The organism is Gemmatimonadota bacterium (assembly GCA_041390105.1).
Lineage (GTDB): Bacteria > Gemmatimonadota > Gemmatimonadetes > Longimicrobiales > Gaopeijiaceae > JAGQIF01.
On record JAWKQO010000003.1, the window covers coordinates 766,337 to 782,162 of the forward strand.

Annotated in this window: 13 protein-coding genes; 8 read left to right on the forward strand and 5 right to left on the reverse strand. The window is 68.6% G+C overall.

Features of this window, described 5'->3' with window-relative positions; translation table 11 throughout:
• Positions 1–30: 30 nt before the first annotated feature.
• Both R3E10_16400 and R3E10_16405 read left to right on the forward strand, forming a co-directional pair.
• Positions 31–1,188, forward strand: coding sequence for a M20/M25/M40 family metallo-hydrolase (locus R3E10_16400; protein MEZ4417336.1), 1,158 nt, complete (start codon positions 31–33; stop codon positions 1,186–1,188).
• A complete protein-coding gene (locus tag R3E10_16405; protein MEZ4417337.1) occupies positions 1,185–2,366 on the forward strand; it encodes an aminotransferase class V-fold PLP-dependent enzyme in 1,182 nt (393 codons plus the stop codon). Before R3E10_16400 ends, R3E10_16405 begins: the two co-directional genes overlap by 4 nt.
• Before the next feature lie 3 nt (positions 2,367–2,369).
• On the opposite strand, the gene R3E10_16410 is transcribed toward R3E10_16405, so the two are convergent.
• On the reverse strand, positions 2,370–3,434 hold the full coding sequence (locus tag R3E10_16410; GenBank protein MEZ4417338.1) for an oxidoreductase: 1,065 nt from the start codon (positions 3,432–3,434) through the stop codon (positions 2,370–2,372).
• 129 nt (positions 3,435–3,563) lie between these two features.
• Between R3E10_16410 and R3E10_16415 the strand changes: the two genes are divergently transcribed.
• The 4 genes from R3E10_16415 to dacB all read left to right on the forward strand — a co-directional run bounded on the left by R3E10_16415 (position 3,564) and on the right by dacB (position 6,658).
• On the forward strand, positions 3,564–4,145 hold the full coding sequence (locus R3E10_16415; GenBank protein MEZ4417339.1) for an RNA polymerase sigma factor: 582 nt from the start codon (positions 3,564–3,566) through the stop codon (positions 4,143–4,145).
• 28 nt (positions 4,146–4,173) lie between these two features.
• The gene (locus R3E10_16420; protein ID MEZ4417340.1) at positions 4,174–4,569 is read left to right on the forward strand and encodes a hypothetical protein; all 396 of its coding nucleotides are present in this window, start codon (positions 4,174–4,176) and stop codon (positions 4,567–4,569) included.
• Entirely contained in the window at positions 4,566–4,889 is a 324-nt protein-coding gene (locus tag R3E10_16425; protein MEZ4417341.1) for a YbjQ family protein, read from the forward strand. Before R3E10_16420 ends, R3E10_16425 begins: the two co-directional genes overlap by 4 nt.
• A gap of 80 nt (positions 4,890–4,969) precedes the next feature.
• Complete coding sequence (gene dacB, locus R3E10_16430) at positions 4,970–6,658, forward strand: D-alanyl-D-alanine carboxypeptidase/D-alanyl-D-alanine-endopeptidase (GenBank protein ID MEZ4417342.1); 1,689 nt, start codon at positions 4,970–4,972, stop codon at positions 6,656–6,658.
• A 70-nt stretch (positions 6,659–6,728) separates the two neighbouring features.
• On the opposite strand, the gene R3E10_16435 is transcribed toward dacB, so the two are convergent.
• The 4 genes from R3E10_16435 to R3E10_16450 form a co-directional block, all read right to left on the reverse strand.
• Positions 6,729–9,938, reverse strand: a complete 3,210-nt coding sequence (locus tag R3E10_16435) for an efflux RND transporter permease subunit (GenBank protein ID MEZ4417343.1) — start codon at positions 9,936–9,938, stop codon at positions 6,729–6,731.
• Positions 9,935–11,092 carry an efflux RND transporter periplasmic adaptor subunit gene (locus tag R3E10_16440; GenBank protein MEZ4417344.1) on the reverse strand — a complete coding sequence of 386 codons (1,158 nt, stop codon included), beginning with the start codon at positions 11,090–11,092 and terminating at the stop codon, positions 9,935–9,937. The genes R3E10_16435 and R3E10_16440 overlap by 4 nt, the downstream gene beginning before the upstream one ends.
• Positions 11,089–12,384, reverse strand: a complete 1,296-nt coding sequence (locus R3E10_16445; GenBank protein MEZ4417345.1) for a TolC family protein — start codon at positions 12,382–12,384, stop codon at positions 11,089–11,091. The genes R3E10_16440 and R3E10_16445 overlap by 4 nt, the downstream gene beginning before the upstream one ends.
• 129 nt (positions 12,385–12,513) lie before the next feature.
• Complete coding sequence (locus tag R3E10_16450; GenBank protein MEZ4417346.1) at positions 12,514–13,479, reverse strand: patatin-like phospholipase family protein; 966 nt, start codon at positions 13,477–13,479, stop codon at positions 12,514–12,516.
• Positions 13,480–13,603: 124 nt separating this feature from the next.
• Here R3E10_16450 and sufC point away from each other — a divergent pair, with 124 nt between their 5' ends.
• Positions 13,604–14,377 (forward strand): Fe-S cluster assembly ATPase SufC, encoded by a 774-nt coding sequence (gene sufC / locus R3E10_16455; protein MEZ4417347.1) that lies wholly within the window; start codon positions 13,604–13,606, stop codon positions 14,375–14,377.
• A gap of 31 nt (positions 14,378–14,408) precedes the next feature.
• A complete protein-coding gene (gene sufB, locus R3E10_16460; GenBank protein ID MEZ4417348.1) occupies positions 14,409–15,824 on the forward strand; it encodes a Fe-S cluster assembly protein SufB in 1,416 nt (471 codons plus the stop codon).
• The last annotated feature ends 2 nt before the right edge of the window (positions 15,825–15,826 follow it).

A 15,826-nucleotide genomic window follows, 5' to 3' on the forward strand; every position in this document is an offset into this window, starting at 1 on the left:
TGGGCCGCCCACCGCCTGCACGGAGCCCCCATGAGTACCGCATCCCGAGACGAGTTCCTCGAAGACGCTCTGGCCCGCTATGTAGCCACCCCCTCCGTGAATCCGGCCTTCTCGGACGGCAGCACCCACGAAGCCGCCATGGCCTCCGTGGTGGCCCGCGATCTGGAGGAGGCGGGGCTCGAGGTAACGGTCATCGCGGCGGGTCCGGGACGGGACTCCGTGGTGGGCCGCCTGCCGGGGACGGGCGGTGGTCGCTCCCTGATGTTGAATGGGCACCTGGACACCGTCGGTCCCGGTGGGATGGAGCGACCGTTCGAGCCGCGTCTCGAGGGACGGCACCTGCACGGCCGGGGCTCCTACGACATGAAGTCGGGCCTGGCCAGCTGCGTGGCGGCCGCCCGGGCGCTGGCCCGGGGCCCGCGCCTGGCCGGCGACGTGGTGGTGACGGCCGTGGCCGACGAGGAGGAGGCCAGCCTGGGCATGCAGGCGGTCTTGGCGGCCGTCCGGACCGATGGTGCCATCGTCACGGAGCCCACCGAGCTGGAGATCTGCATAGCCCACAAGGGGTTCCTCTGGGTGGAGCTGGTCACGCACGGGCGCGCCGCGCACGGTTCGCGCTTCCGGGAAGGCATCGACGCCAACCTCCGCATGGGTCGCGTGCTGGCCGCCCTGGAACCGCTGGAGCGGGCGCTGCGGGAAGGCACCGGGCACGCGCTGCTGGGTCCCGGCTCCATGCACGTGGGCACGCTGCACGGGGGCGCGGGCCTCAGCGTGTACGCCGACCGCTGTGTGGCGGGGCTGGAGCGTCGCACGCTCCCCGGTGAGCGCACGGACGAGATCCTGGCCGAGCTACAGGGTCTACTGGACACGCTGACGTGGCAGGACCCCAGCTTCCGGGCAGAGCTTCGCCTGTTGTTGGAACGGGCTCCCTTCGAAGCGCACGACGGCTCCGACGTGGTCCGCACGCTGGACCGGGCGTTTGCACAGGTGCAGGGCGCGTCCCCACGACGTCAGGGCGGCAGCTATTGGATGGATGCGGCCTTCATCCAGGCCGCGGGAATCGACACCGTGGTCTTCGGTCCTTCGGGCACCGGTGCACACGCCGACGTCGAGTGGGTGGACCTGGACTCGCTGCAGACCCACTGTAGGGTGCTTCAGCAGGCCGCCCGAACCTACTGCGCCGCATGAGCCTCGATCTCCACGCCCTCCGCGCCGACACGCCGGGAACCGCACACCGCATCCACCTCAACAACGCGGGCGCGGCCCTGATGCCCACGCCGGTGCTGGACGCCGTACGCCAGCACCTCGAGTTGGAGGCACGCATCGGTGGCTACGAGGCCGCGGCCGAGCGCGCAGACGCCATCGCAGAGGCCTACGCGTCCGTATCCGCGCTGCTCAACGCTCCGGCGGGCACTGTGGCCTTCATGGACAGCGCCACCACGGCCTTCAACACGGCCCTCTCGGCGATCCCGTTCCGCGAGGGTGACGTGTTGCTCACCACGCGCAACGACTACGCGTCGAACCAGATCGCGTTCCTTTCCCTGCAACGGCGGATGGGGATCCGCGTGGTGCGCGCGCCGGACGCCGAGGAGGGAGGCGTGGACGTGGCTGCCCTCGCCGAGCTGGTGCACCGCCTGCGTCCGCGTCTGGTGTCGGTGACGCACGTGCCCACCAATTCCGGATTGGTCCAGCCGGTGGAAGAGGTGTGTCGCGTCTGCCGGGAACGGGACGTCACGGTGTTGGTCGACGCCTGTCAGTCCGTGGGCCAGATGTCGATCGACGTGCAGGCACTCGGCTGTGACTTCCTGTCCGCGACCGCGCGCAAGTTCCTGCGAGGACCGCGCGGCATCGGTTTCCTCTACGTGTCGGAGCGCGCGCTCGGCCAGGGCCTGGAGCCTCTGCTCCCCGATATGCGGGGCGCCGACTGGATCGAGGCGGATCTGTATCAGCCCGCACCCGATGCACGCCGCTTCGAGAATTGGGAGTTCGCGTGGGCGTTGGTGCTGGGCATGGGTGCGGCGGCCCGCTACGCGCTGGACCTGGGGCTCGACGCCATCGAGCGCCGGGTGCGCGCGCTGGCGGCGCTCACGCGCGAGCGGCTGTCCTCCGTGCCGGGCATCCGGGTGCTGGACCAGGGACCGGAGCTGGCCGGGTTGGTGACGGCCGAGATCGGATCGCTCGATCCGGCGGACGTCATGCAGCGCCTGCGCCAGCTGGGCATCAACACCTCGGCGAGCCCACGTGAGGTCGGCGTGCTGGACTTCGACCAGAAGGAAGTGTCGGGTGCGCTACGCGCCTCGCCCCACTACTACAACACCGCCGAAGAGATCGACCGCTTCGTGGAAGCGGTTGCGGCTATGGTGTGAGGACTACCACTCAATTCGGGTGATGCGGCCGCGCGGTCCCACCATCCAGCCCACACCGCCCGCCGCGACGCCGACCGCCCAGTAGGTCTGATCGGAGAGCGCTCGCCAGGTGCGCCCACCGTCGTCGGAGACGTCCGCACCACCCGGCCCCACCGCCACGACGGTGGTGGTGCCTGGCACGAAGGCGCTCCCGTAGACGGGGCCCAGCAGATGCAGCGCCCCGCCGGCCGCCCAGGTCCGTCCGCCGTCCCGGGTCAGCAGCACGTTGTCGGTGCGTGCCTCCATCTGCGCCAGGTCACCCCCCAGCGCCACGCCGCTCCCCGCCGCACCGAAGGCCACCGTGGTCAGGCCGGCCGCATCGCCGCGGACCACGGGAGCCTCCTGCACCGACCACTGTCCGGCCCCCGAACGCAGCGACAGCAGCCGGGCGTTCCCCCCCGCGCCGGTGGCAATCCAGAACGCGCCGTCCGGCGCGGCCCGAGCGCAGGTCCCGGAGGCGGCGAACCCGCCCTCTCCCTGGCCGGCGGCGGGCAGCGCCGCGGCGGAGACTCGATTCCAGTTCCGTCCCCCGTCCTTCGTCTCCAGAAGGAACGGCACCCCGTCGAAGGAGTCGCCATAGGCGAAGCCGTGCGTCTCATCCAGGAAATCCAGGCAATCCAGGAACCCCGCCGGCTCCTCCATCAGGAAGGTCAAGCTCCAGCTGGCTCCCCCGTCCTCGGTCCGGTAGAGGCGCGAAAGGGGCCCGTTCCCCGAGGTCAGCACCACGGCCTCGCGGCCGCTGAACCCGTGCACGTCACGGAACTGGAGGGAGTCGCCGGCCTCACTGGGCCGGGTGACCCAGGTGCCGCCCCCGTCCAGCGTCAGGAGGATGGTCCCGGCGTGGCCGCTCGCCCAGACCACTCGTTGGCTCACCGGACTCACCGCCTGTAGGAGCGCGTCCGTGCCCGAGGTCTGCTCCACCAGGGTGATCAGAGGCGGGCGAGGGGCGCTGCCCTGGCCACGGAGCGTGCCGCTCCCGGCGAGCGCGAAGACCAGCCCGAGTACCATCCGTCGTATGGCGAGGCTCATGCACCGCAGCCTATCCGGCCACCCGGGCTGCGGCAATGCGGACCGGGTCGGTTGCCCCTGCCCCCGCTCGTGAAGATTGTTGGGGGCTCGCCCGTAGGTCCTGCGTAGAACCGTCAAACTGGAGTCTGCTTGCAACCGGAGGTCGAGCGGGAGTTGATCGCGAAGTGTCGGGCCGGAGGCCCCCGCTTCTTCGAGCCGATCGTTCGGGCCTACGAGGGCCCGGGCCTCAGGCTCGCACTCGGCATGCTCGGTGACGCCGACGAGGCGCGCGACGCGGTGCAGGATGCCTTCGTGAAGGCCTGGCAGTCGCTCGCCCGCTTCGACCCCAAGCGTCCCTTCGGCCCCTGGTTCTTCCAGATCCTCCGCAACCGGTGTCGCGACCTCCTGCGCAGTCGGCAGGCCCGCTTCAAGGTCGAGGTGCTGGACGAGAACCTGGAGAGGAATCCGGACGACGCGGCGAACCGACCCGATCACGTACGGGAGCGGGCGGCGCGGCGCGAGTTGTTGTGGAAGGCGCTCGAGCAGGTGGCGCCGGAGCACCGTGAGGTTCTGGTCTTGAAGGAATTGGAAGGGTTCCGCTACCAGGAGATCGCGTCCATCCTGGACATCCCCGACGGGACCGTCGCCAGCCGTCTCTTCCACGCACGTCGCGCGTTGAAGGAGGCGCTGGAGATGATGGGGTGGACGACCCTGGAGGGGCACACGCACTGAGATGGCTATCGTTACGCACGAAACCCTGATGCGCTACCTCGATGGCGAGCTCTCGCCCGAGGAGGCCGTGCGCATCGAGGGCGAGCTCGCTTCTTCCACGGAGCTGCAGCGGGACATCGCGCTGTTCCAGGCCATGAAGGCCGACCTGCAACAACTCTCCTTCGATCCCCAACTGCTGGATGGATCGGTCTGGGAGCGCGTCCATCGCCGGCTCACCCGGCCCATCGGCTGGATGCTGATTCTGCTGGGGGCCGTCGTCTGGATCAGCTACGGCACCTGGATGTATTCGCGCTCGTCCATCGCCCTCTGGGAAAAGATGGCCACCGGCGGCGTGGTGCTGGGCATCGTGCTGCTCTTCGCCACCGTGCTCTACGAGCGGTACCGACACTGGCAGGTCGACCCCTACAAGGACGTCTATCGATGATCCTGGCCACCATCGAGTCGATCCCCGGCCAGCGCATCGTCCAGGTTCTGGGGCTGGTGCGCGGCGCCAGCATCCGGGCCCGGCACATCGGGCAGGACATCGTCGCCACCATGCGGAACATCACCGGCGGCGAGTTGTTCGAGTACACCAAGGTCCTGGCCGAGGCCCGGGAAGAGGCCATCGACCGCATGACGGAGGAAGCGCGGGTCCTGGGCGCCGACGCCGTGCTGGGTCTGCGCTTCCAGTCCGCCGAGGTCACGCGCGGCGCGGCGGAGATGTTGTGCTACGGCACGGCCGTGCGCCTGGAGCCGGAGTCCTGACGGCGGCTCCTCTCCATCGGGCAGGCGTCTTGCGGTAGGTTCGGCGTACGACCCCACACCTTCTCGTCGTGCGAGAGCTGATGCGTTCCACTTCGTCGTCGACCGTCGCCTGCCTGGCCGTGCTGTTGGCCAGCTGCTCGGGCGTCGGCACCGCCTCCGCACCTGCGCCGTCTGCCGGCCAGACCGCGGCGCGGCCGTCCGCCACTCCCGCCGGTGGTGGCGACGCAGTCAGCGTCTCGCGCGACACGGTCTACGTGGTACGGGAGGTGGTGGCCGACTCCGCCCCCACCGACGTGTTCGTTCCCCTGGAGTCGGACCGGTTGGAGGAGTCCTCGCTGACGCGCCCCGCTGCCGTCGGCGAGACGGTGCTGATCGAGCGCGTGGCGGCCATCATCGACCGCCCGCCCTACGACCAGGTGCACTGGGGCATCGTGGCCAAGGACCTGCACGACGGACATGTGCTCCTGTCCCTGAACGCGCACCACACCTTCGCGCCGGCGTCCAACCAGAAGGTGCTCACCGGCGCTGCGGTGCTGAGCGCCCTGGGACCCGACCATCGCTTCCGCACAGGCGTGTTCGCGACCGGTCCGACGCGTCGGGGAAGCGTGGACGGCGCTCTCGTTTTGGTCGGTGTGGGGGATCCCACCTGGTCGGAGGCCTTCCATCCCTCCTGGCGTACGGTCTTCGACGCCCTGGCGGACAGTCTGCTGGCCCAGGGGGCACGTCGCTTCAGCGGTCCGCTCCTCATCGACGCCAGTGCCTGGGACACCACCGGGGTGCCGGGCTCCTGGATGGTGGAGGACGTCGGCTGGTCCTGGGGTGCCTCCGGCGGACCGTTCGTGGTGGCCGGCGGGCAGGTGGCGCTGACCGTGAGCGCAGCGCAGTCGGTGGGCGGCTCCGCCAGCGTCTCGGCCGAGCCACGTCTCGCCTCCGGACGGGTGCGCGTCGAGGTACGCAGCGCGCTGACCGACAGCGCCCGTGTGCAGTCCCGGCCACCCGGCGAGGACGGCAGGCTGGTGGTCTCCGGGACAGTGCCCCCCGGGTGGAGACGCACCCTCCGCATCGCGCAGGGGGACCCGGTGCGGGTCGCCGGTGAGCTCTTGTACGAGGTGCTTACCGAGCGCGGCATCTCCTTCGAAGGCGGCCTGGCGTTCGCCTGGGATGCCGAAGCGGCGCTGGTCGGCGGATGCGCAGCGGGCCGGGTACCGGACTGCCCGGCGGCGCGGCGATTGGCCACCCTTACCTCACCCCCGCTCATCGAGATCGTGCAGGCCGCCCTGGAGCCCAGCGACAACTTCATCACCGACCAGCTGGCCCACGCGCTCGCCCAGGCCACCATCGGCCGCGGCGGGTGGAGGCAGGTCCCCGAGGCCCTGGAGACGGAGCTGGGGCGCTCGTTCAACGTGCTTTCGCGCGACGTCGAGGTGGTCGACGGCTCGGGGCTCTCCATCTACAACCTGGTGACGCCCCGGGCGCTGGTGGACGTGCTGACCCAGATGCGCATCCGCCCGGGAGGAGACCGTTTCCGAGCGGCGCTACCCGAACCAGGGGAGCGAGGCAGCACCATGGCGGGTCGGCTGCGATCCCTGCAGGGACGGGTCTTCGCCAAGACGGGCTCGCTCACGCACGTCAATTCGCTGTCGGGCTACCTGGTGCGGGACAACGGGCGGGAGATGGTCTTCAGCATCCTCTCCAACGGGTCCGGTCTGGATTCGGACGAGGTCCGCGACGCCATCGACCGCCTGGTGGTCGAGCTGGCCCGCTGGTAGCGCGACCGACTCGTCTGCGGCCGGGCCTCGCGCAGGTTCGCAGGACCTTCGGCGCCTCAGGTCAGTCGGTTCAAGAACCCACCGGAGTGGGAGTATGCGTCCCGAGTTCGCCCACTCCGTCCGACTGCGGCTCGCCGGCTCTCTTCGCTCCCGTGAGCCAGGCGCCCATGCGCTCGGCGCTACGGTTGAAGATCAGATACGCGCTCGGTACCACGAACAGGGTGAGCAGCGTCGATACGGTGAGCCCACCGACCACGGCGATGGCCAGGGGCTGCATCAGCTCCGCCCCTTGCCCGATCCCCAATGCCAGCGGCAGCATGCCGAACAGCGTAGTGAGCGTGGTCATGAGAATCGGACGCAGTCGCACGGCGCCCGCCTCCAGGACGGCCTCTTCGCGCGTGAGGCCGCGCTCCTTCCTTCCCTGCTCGATGTACTCCACGAGCAGAATGGCATTGTTGACCACAATGCCTGCCAGCAGGATCACCCCCAGCAGGACCGGCGCGCTCAGAGGTGTGTCCGTCAGGAACAGCATGACGCACACACCGATCAGGGAGAGCGGCATGGCCAACAGGATGACGAGCGGGTTGACGATGCTCTCGTACTGCACGGCCATCACGACGAACACCAGGAAGACCGCCAGCAAGACCACGATGGTCATCTGACGGTTGCTCTCCCGGATGGCCTCCTCCTCGCCGCCGAAGATCACGCCATAGCCGTCGGGAAGCTGCAGGCCCGCCAGTCTGACCCGGATCGAGTCATTGACCTCGCCCACGCTGGCGACCTCTGCGATCACATCTCCCGTGAGCTGGACCTGACGGTTCTGGTTCTCACGCCGAATGGTGGTGGGACCCAACACCGTGCGCACACGGGCGACGTCCCGCAGATAGATGGGGGCGCCGCCGGACTGCCCCGGAAACAGCGCGATCGACTCCAGATCCTCCGGGCTGCGGAACCGTTCCCGGGGGAACATGACCCGCAGATCATACTCCTGGTTGCCCGCGGTGAAGCGCGTGGCCACGGTCCCGTCCAGCGCGGTGCGTAGCGTCTGCCCCACCGCGGCCACGCTGAGACCGAGGTAGCCAGCCCGCTCGCGATCGAGCTCGACGGAGAGTTGCGGGCTGGCCTCGTCGGTGGACGGCTGCAGGTTCTCCAGGCCAGGCACGCCGCGCGTAAGGGCCAGGATCTCCTCGGAGATCTGCTGAAGCTCCAGGAGGTCGTCGCCTTGCACCGCCACCGCGACCGGCGATCCCGCCGAGTTGGTGCGGAGCCCGCGGATCCGCGGAGGGCGCACGAACACGCGCGCTCCCGGGAAGCCGCGCTCGTTGATGCGCCGCTGCAGAGTCTGCACCCATGCTTCGGCGGTGATGTCGCGCTCGGTGCCGGGAGCCAGCACGATGTCCACGGAACCGCGCCCCGCGGTCTCGTTGGTGGACGCACCGAAGAGCATGCCCCCGGCGGTCGCGAAGACGGCCCGCACGTAGGGCATGTCACCGATCATGCCTTCGACCTCCTGCACGATGCGGTTGGTCTCCTCCGCGGCCGAGCCCGGGGGCAACGTCACCATGACCCCCACGTTGCCGTCGTCCACCTGCGGGAGGAACTCGTTGCCGAGGTCCGAGACCAGCGTCACCGAGCCCACCAGCGCCGCGAGCGCCGCAGCCAGCACAGCCCAACGCCACTTCAGAACCAGCCGGGCTGCCGCGCTCCGATACCATACGCGCATTCTGCCCACGAGTGCGTCGAACCCACGGAGCAGCGCCCACGATTGCAGGCCGCTGGAGAAGCGGATGCGAGAGAGCTGCGCAGCCAACATCGGCACCAGTGTCAGAGCCACCGCCAGCGATGCCAGGATGGCGAAGGAGATGGTGAGGATCAGCTCGCGGAAGATCAGCGCGGCCAGCCCGCTGATCAGCAGGAACGGCACCACGGCGGCGAGGTTGGTAGCCGTCGAGGCCACCACGGCGCTCTGCACCTCGGAGGCCCCTTCGTGCGCGGCCTCTTCAGCTGCTTCGTGTCCCTGCTCCTTCCTGCGAAAGATGTTCTCGAGCATGACGATCGAGTTGTCGATCAGCAGACCCACGCCGAGCGCCAAGCCACCCAGGCTCATGATGTTCAGCGTCAGACGCCCGATGCCCATCATCATGAACGTGGCCAGCACGGCGATGGGAATGGCCAACCCGATGATGAACGTCTTGCGCAGCGAGCCCAAGAACAGGAACACCACGATCATGGCCAGCACGGCGCCGCCCAGGGCAGCGCTCTGCACTGCCCGGATCGAGTTCCGGATGAACGTGGCTTGGTTCTGGATGGTCTGGCGGTCAATGTCACCGGGCACGAATCCGGACGCGCGCAGCTCCTGGAGGCGCTGCTCCACCTGTTCGGCCACCGAGACCGTGTTGGCGTTCGGTTGCTTGCGGACCGAGATCTTGACCGCCGGGACGCCGTTCAGGCGCGCCCACAGTCGCTGTTCCCGATGCGTATCGGAGATCTGTGCGATCTCGGATAGCGGAATGCGGCCGCCGCCCCCGGTGGGCAGCAGGACCGCCCGCACGTCGTCCACCGTTCGGAACTTCCCGCTGGTCTTGCCCACGATCTCCCGTGTGGGTGAGGAGACCCGGCCGGCGGCGACGTCCTGATTGGCCGCACGCACAGCGTCGATGACCTGGGACACGGTGAGTCCGTAGGAGCGGAGGCGCTCCTGGTCCAGCACCACTTGGATCTCACGCACCAACCCGCCGGAGATGTCGACGGAGGCTACACCCTGGATGGTCAAGAGCTGAGGCTGCAGACGATACTCGACCCAGTCGCGCAGCGAGATCAGGTCGCGGGTGTTGGACGAGAAGGCCGCCTCGAAGACGGGCGACTGCGACGGGTCGAACTTGAATACCGTCGGTGGATCGGCTTCCTCCGGCAGTGCGGCCCGGGCCCGGTCCAGGTTCTTGGACGCGTCCTGGAGCGCGAAGTCCATGTCGGTGCCGTAGGCGAAGTTCAGGCTGACGCTCACGCGCCCTTCCTGGACCTCGGTTTCCATCTTCACGAGGTCCTCGGTGGTGGAGAGTGCCGCCTCCAGCGGCTTCGCCACCGTCTCCTCCAGGACCTGGGGCTCCACGCCCCGGTTGTTCACCGAGGCCCGCACCTGCGGATAGACGATGGTGGGAAGCAGATCGAGCGGCAGCCCCGACAGGAAGAACAGGCCCAGGACGATCACGACGGACGTCAGCATCACGGTGCCGACCGGGCGTTGGATGGAGAGGCTCGGGAGCCCCCGACGCGTCTTCATGTCCCGCTTCTCCGGCTGGAGTCGCCCGGCTCCCCACCGACCTCACCGCCCCCCGCACCACCGGGTGTTTGCACGCGCACCTCCGCCCCGTCGCGGAGCTGGTTGTTCCCGGCCGTGACCACGCGCTCGCCGGAGCGCAGGCCCTCGACGACCTCGACCCGGCCCATGGAGTTCAGGCCGGTGGTTACCGTACGGCGCACGGCGTGCCCGTCCTCGACCACGAACACGGCGGCCGAGCCGCTGCCCCCGACGATGGCGGAGGCGGGTACCAACAGAACGCCGTCATGTGCCTGCAGCGCGAAGGTGGTTCGCGCCAGGAAGCCCGGTCGCGCCAGGCGCGCAGCTTCTCCCTCCAGAGCCACCTCCACGGGAACCAGACGGGTCGCGGGATCTGCTGTCGGGAAGATGCGCCGGATCCGCCCCCGCAATTCCCGATTCGCAAACGCGTCCAGCGCCACGTCCACCGAGTCACCGACCGCCAGCTCGACCACGTCGAGCTCCGAGACCCCGACGCGGACGACGATCGTGGACAGATCGGCCAACGTGAACAGCCGCGTTTGCGGCGCCACGATGTCTCCGGCTTCGACGCGCTTCTCGGTCACCACCCCCCGGATGGGAGCACGCACCGTGGCGTAGCCCACGCGGGTCTTCACCTGATCCAATTGGGCGCGCGCCGCGGAATAGGCCGTGCGGTCGCGCTCGTACTCGGGCAGCGTGATGACCTGTCGTTCCCGCAGACGTTCGGACCGCTGGAATGCGGCTTCGGCCACCTGGAAGGCGGCTTCCGCCGCGGCCAGCTGCGCCTGGAGCTCGCGGTCGTCCAAGCGCGCCATCACGGCGCCTTCCTGCACCACCGCGCCCTCCTCGGCATGGATCGACAGGATGGCACCGCTGAGAAGGCTGTTGACTCCCACCGTGCGGATCGGCTCCACCACACCGGCGACGCTCACCGATTGGGCGATGGACCCCGTCTCCACGGGCACGACCTCTACGGGCGTCGGCCCCCCTGGCCCCCGCGGCCCGCCCCCGGGGCGTCCTCCCCCCCCTCGCTGCGGCGCGGCGGGTGGCTCCTCGCCGCCCCCACCACAGGCCAGCGACGCCAGGACCACCGCCAGCGCCAACGCGCGTCCGCCCCTCATTGCAAGCCCGATCATCGCGCTCCGATCCGTTTTCCGAGAATGGCCTCGAGACGGGCCACCGAAGTTCCCAGGGCTTGCCGAGCCAGCACCCGGCTGATCTCCGCATCCGCCAGCGTCACCTGCGACGTCTGCAGGTCCAGGATGGTGGCCGCGCCGATCTGATAACGCTCCTCCTGCACGCGGAGGTCTTCCTGTGCCAGCTCGACCGAGCGGTCGGCGATCCGCACCCTCTGCTCGGCGGCTTCGATGGTGAGCACCGCCGTCTCCACGTCCGCACGTGCGGCGATGCGCGCGTCCTCGGCGCGGCCGCGCGCTGCTCGCTCGGCAGCCTCGGTGCGCTGCAGAGCCGCTTCCCGTTGGAAGCCGTTCAGCACCGGCAGGGAGACGGTGAGGCGGAGATTCCAGCTCCGCTCCTTGGGCGGGAAGTTGAACGCGAACCAGTCGTAGCCACCGGCGAGCTGCGCACTCGGCAGATAGCCGGTGTAGCTGGCCAGATGATCGGCTTGGCGACTGCGGAGTGTGGCTTCGGCCGCGAGGACGATGGGAGAGGAAGCGAGCGCTTCCGCCACCAACGACTCGGCGCTGGGCAAGGCCGGGGCACGATCGGGAAGTGCCGCTTCCGCCGGTCGGACCTCCCCTTCGATGCCGACCCGGCGACCCAGCTGTAGCGCGGCGCCGCGCCAGCCGGCGTTCGCCTCCAGAACCGCGAGCTGGGCGTTGCCCCGCTCCAGCTCAGCCCGCAGAGCGTCCGAGCGAGTGGCTGTGCCCACCTCCAGACGGGTCTGGGCGAAGGAGAGCTGCTGCTCGGCGCGCGCCAGCCGCTGCTCGGCCGCCTTGACCAGCTCGCCAGCGGCGGCCGCATCGTAGTAGGCCTGGGTGGTGGTGAGGATCGTCTGGAACCGCTCGGCAATGAGATCGGCGTCGGCTGCGGCGACACCGGCGCCCGCGGAGCGGTTCTGAGCGAAACGCCGGCCCCCCGCGAAGAGCGTCAGTCCGGCCTGGGCCTGTGCGCTGAAGTTCTGGGAAACCAGTTGGCCGGTGGCCTGGTCGAAGCGCTCATTGCTGGAGTTGGCGTAGGTCCCGCCGAGGGAGAGCGAGGGAAGCCAGGACCCCCGCGAAGTGAGGAGGGTGGACCCCGCCTGCGCGCGACCCGACCGGGCGTCCAGCATCCCGGGAGCGACCTCGAGCGCGAGCGCGATGGCCTGGTCCAGCGTCAGTACCTGCGGCTCCTGGGCAGCCCCTGCGTGAGTGTGCCCCAGACCGGCGCCGAGAGCCAGCACGACCACGACCTGCGAACGTTTCCTCACCCCGTCACCTTGCTGTCGTTGGACACCGGCTCGGCGGTCACGCACACGTCGAGTCACTAGCGACAGCAGAGCGGGAACGTTCGTTAGGGGGCCGGAGACATGATCCCCGGCGACCCCCCGGGGTGGGGATCAGCGAGGGCCCAACACCCCCTCCAGCGCGGTGCGCGTGGCCCGGTACCCCTCCTCCAGGAAGAACTTCACCTGGTCGAAGGCGAAGGCCGAGTAGGCGTCCACCGACGGACGTACGTAGATGAGCCGCGGCCCCTCCCATCGGGCCACCTGCTCGCGCCGCCGCCCCCCGGACATGATGGCGAAGACGCGTTCGTGGATGGCGATCAGACCGTCGGACACGGTCTTCTCCGCATCCGCCTCCGGTCCCGCTCCCACATCGATGGCGAGGATGGTGCCCGCCCCGAGCTCGCGGGCCCGCTCGATGGGCAGCGCGTCGACCGTCCCCCCGTCCACGTAGATGCGCTCGCCGATGCGGGCGGGGGGAAAGAGTACCGGAAGGGCTGCCGAGGCGTAGCAGGCCTCCTGCACCGAGGCGTCGGTGCGCGCACCCGTGCCGAACCACTCCGTGGTGCCGCTGGCCAGGTCCACCGCGTTGACCTGGAGCGGCAGCTTGAGGTCGTCCCAGGTGCCGTGAGGGAGCACTCGCTCGGCGTAGGCTCGCAGCGCCTCTCCGTGGAAGACCGACTCCTCCCGAATGCCGTTCACCCAGATCACGCCGCGGTTCAGCCGGACGATGTCCTCCTTCTTGAGGGACAGCCCCAGACGCACCAACTGCCGCCACTCCATCCCGCCGGCCACCGCCGCCCCGATCAGGGCTCCGATGCTGGTGCCGATGATGCCGGCCACCTCGAGACCGGCCTCGCGCACCGCCTCCCAGGCGCCGACGTGAGCGACGCCGCGGACACCCCCACCCCCCAGCACCACCCACAGGGGCCCGGGGAGCGGCTGGGGGGCGCCGGACGAAGCTGGCGACGGAGGGGATGTGCGAGGTGTCATCGGCCCAAGATGACGCTGGCGGGACCCCCTTCGCCAACCCCACGGAAATGCCCCAAAACAAACGTTTTCAGCTTGACGTGGAGGCATTGCCGACGTACGCTTATGAAACTAAGAATCATTCTTGTTTAGCAGCGGTCTCCCGGCGGGGCCGCTGCTTCTCGTCTCCGCCTGCGGCGGTCCATACAGACACCGAACCGGCTCCCGATCCCACATGTCCGACACGCCCATCCTGAAGATCTCCGGACTCGAAGCCAAGGTGGCTGAAGAGGACCTCGACATCCTGCGAGGTGTGGACCTCGAGATCCGCCCCGGAGAGATCCACGCCATCATGGGGCCCAACGGCTCCGGCAAGAGCACGTTGGCCAAAGTGCTCATGGGTCATCCCGGATACGAGGCCACCGCGGGTACGGTGCTCTACCAGGGGCAGGATCTCCTGGAGCTGGAGCCCGATGAGCGCGCCCGCGCCGGCATCTTCCTGGCCTTCCAGTATCCGGTCGACATCCCGGGCGTCTCCATCGCGAATTTCTTGCGCGCGGCCCAGCAGGCACGGCTGCCCGAAGGAGAGGAGTTGGATCTCTTCGACTTCCAGGACGAGTTGATCGCTGCGATGGAGCTACTCGAGATGGACACGTCGTTCGCCGAGCGCTCCGTCAACGACGGATTCAGCGGCGGTGAGAAGAAGCGGAACGAGATCCTGCAGATGGCCATGCTCAAGCCCACGCTGGCGCTCATGGACGAGACCGATTCCGGACTCGACATCGACGCCCTCAAGATCGTGGCGGCCGGGGTCAACGCGCTCAAGAAGGAGCGCCCCGAGATGGCCGTGCTGTTGATCACGCACTACCAACGGCTCCTCAACTACATCAAGCCCGACATCGTGCACGTCATGGTGAAGGGTCAGATCGTGCGCTCGGGCGGGCCCGAGGTGGCGCTGGAGCTGGAGTCCGAGGGATACGCCGAGTATCGCGAGCCGGTCGGCGCCTGAGCCGCGCCGCTCGCGACCACGGAGACGAACGATGCCTGAGAATGAGCTGGTCGAGGGACTGCAACTCGACGAATACAAGTACCACTTCATCACCGAGGACGAACCGCTCTTCCGGTCCGATCGTGGGCTGAACGAGAAGGTGGTCCGGGAGATCTCGGCGCAGAAGGGCGAACCCGAGTGGATGCTCGAGTTCCGACTCAAGGCGCTGGAGATCTACAATTCCAAGCCGATGCCGGCTTGGGGTGCGGACCTGTCCAATCTCGAAGCGGTCCTCGATCAGATCTACTTCTATGTGCGGCCGCAGGAGAGGATGGAGCGCTCCTGGGACGACGTGCCCCAGTCCATCAAGGACACGTTCGAGAAGCTGGGGATTCCCGAGGCGGAGCGGAACATCCTGGCCGGGGTGGGCGCCCAGTACGAATCCGAGATGGTCTACCACTCGCTGAAGGAGGAGTGGACCAAGCAGGGCGTCATCTTCGACTCCATCGAGGACGGCCTCAAGAACCATCCAGAGCTGTTCCGGAAGTACTTCGCCACGGTGGTGCCGCCGGCCGACAACAAGTTCGCGGCCATGAACTCGGCGGTGTGGTCGGGAGGCTCGTTCGTCTACATCCCCAAAGGCGTCCAGCTGGAGACGCCGCTGCAGGCCTACTTCCGGGTCAATCAGGAGCAGATGGGGCAGTTCGAGCGCACGCTGATCATCGTGGAAGAAGGTGCGCGCGCGCACTACATCGAAGGGTGCACCGCGCCCGTCTACTCGACGGACTCGTTCCACTCGGGCGTGATCGAGATCGTGGTGATGCCGGGGGCCCACTTCCGCTACACCACCATCCAGAACTGGTCCAACAACATGTACAACCTCGTGACCCAGCGGGCGCTGGTGCACGAGCACGGGACCATGGAGTGGCTGGACGGCAACCTGGGCTCCAAGGTCACCATGAAGTACCCGTCCTGCTACCTGGTCGGTGAGGGAGCGCACGGCTCCATCCTCTCCATCGCCTATGCGGGGAACGGTCAGCACCAGGATACGGGTGGCAAGATCATCCACGCCGCGCCGCACACCACGTCTTCGATCGTCTCCAAGTCGATCTCGAAGGGCACCGGGCGCTCGTCCTACCGGGGGCTCTGCAAGGTCTACGAGGGCGCTACCGGGACCAAGGCGAACGTGGAGTGCGACGCGCTGCTCATCAACGACACCTCGCGCACGGACACCTATCCGTACATCGAGATCGAAGAGAAGGACGCCAACGTCGGGCACGAAGCCACGGTGTCCAAGATCGGCGACGAGCAGCTGTTCTATCTGACCAGCCGCGGCATTCCCGAAGACGAAGCCATGGCGCTGATCGTGCGCGGGTTCATCGAGCCCATCGCCAAGCAGCTGCCCTTGGAGTACGCAGTCGAGCTCAATCGCCTGATCGAGCTCGAGATGGAAGGATCGGTGGGTTGAGC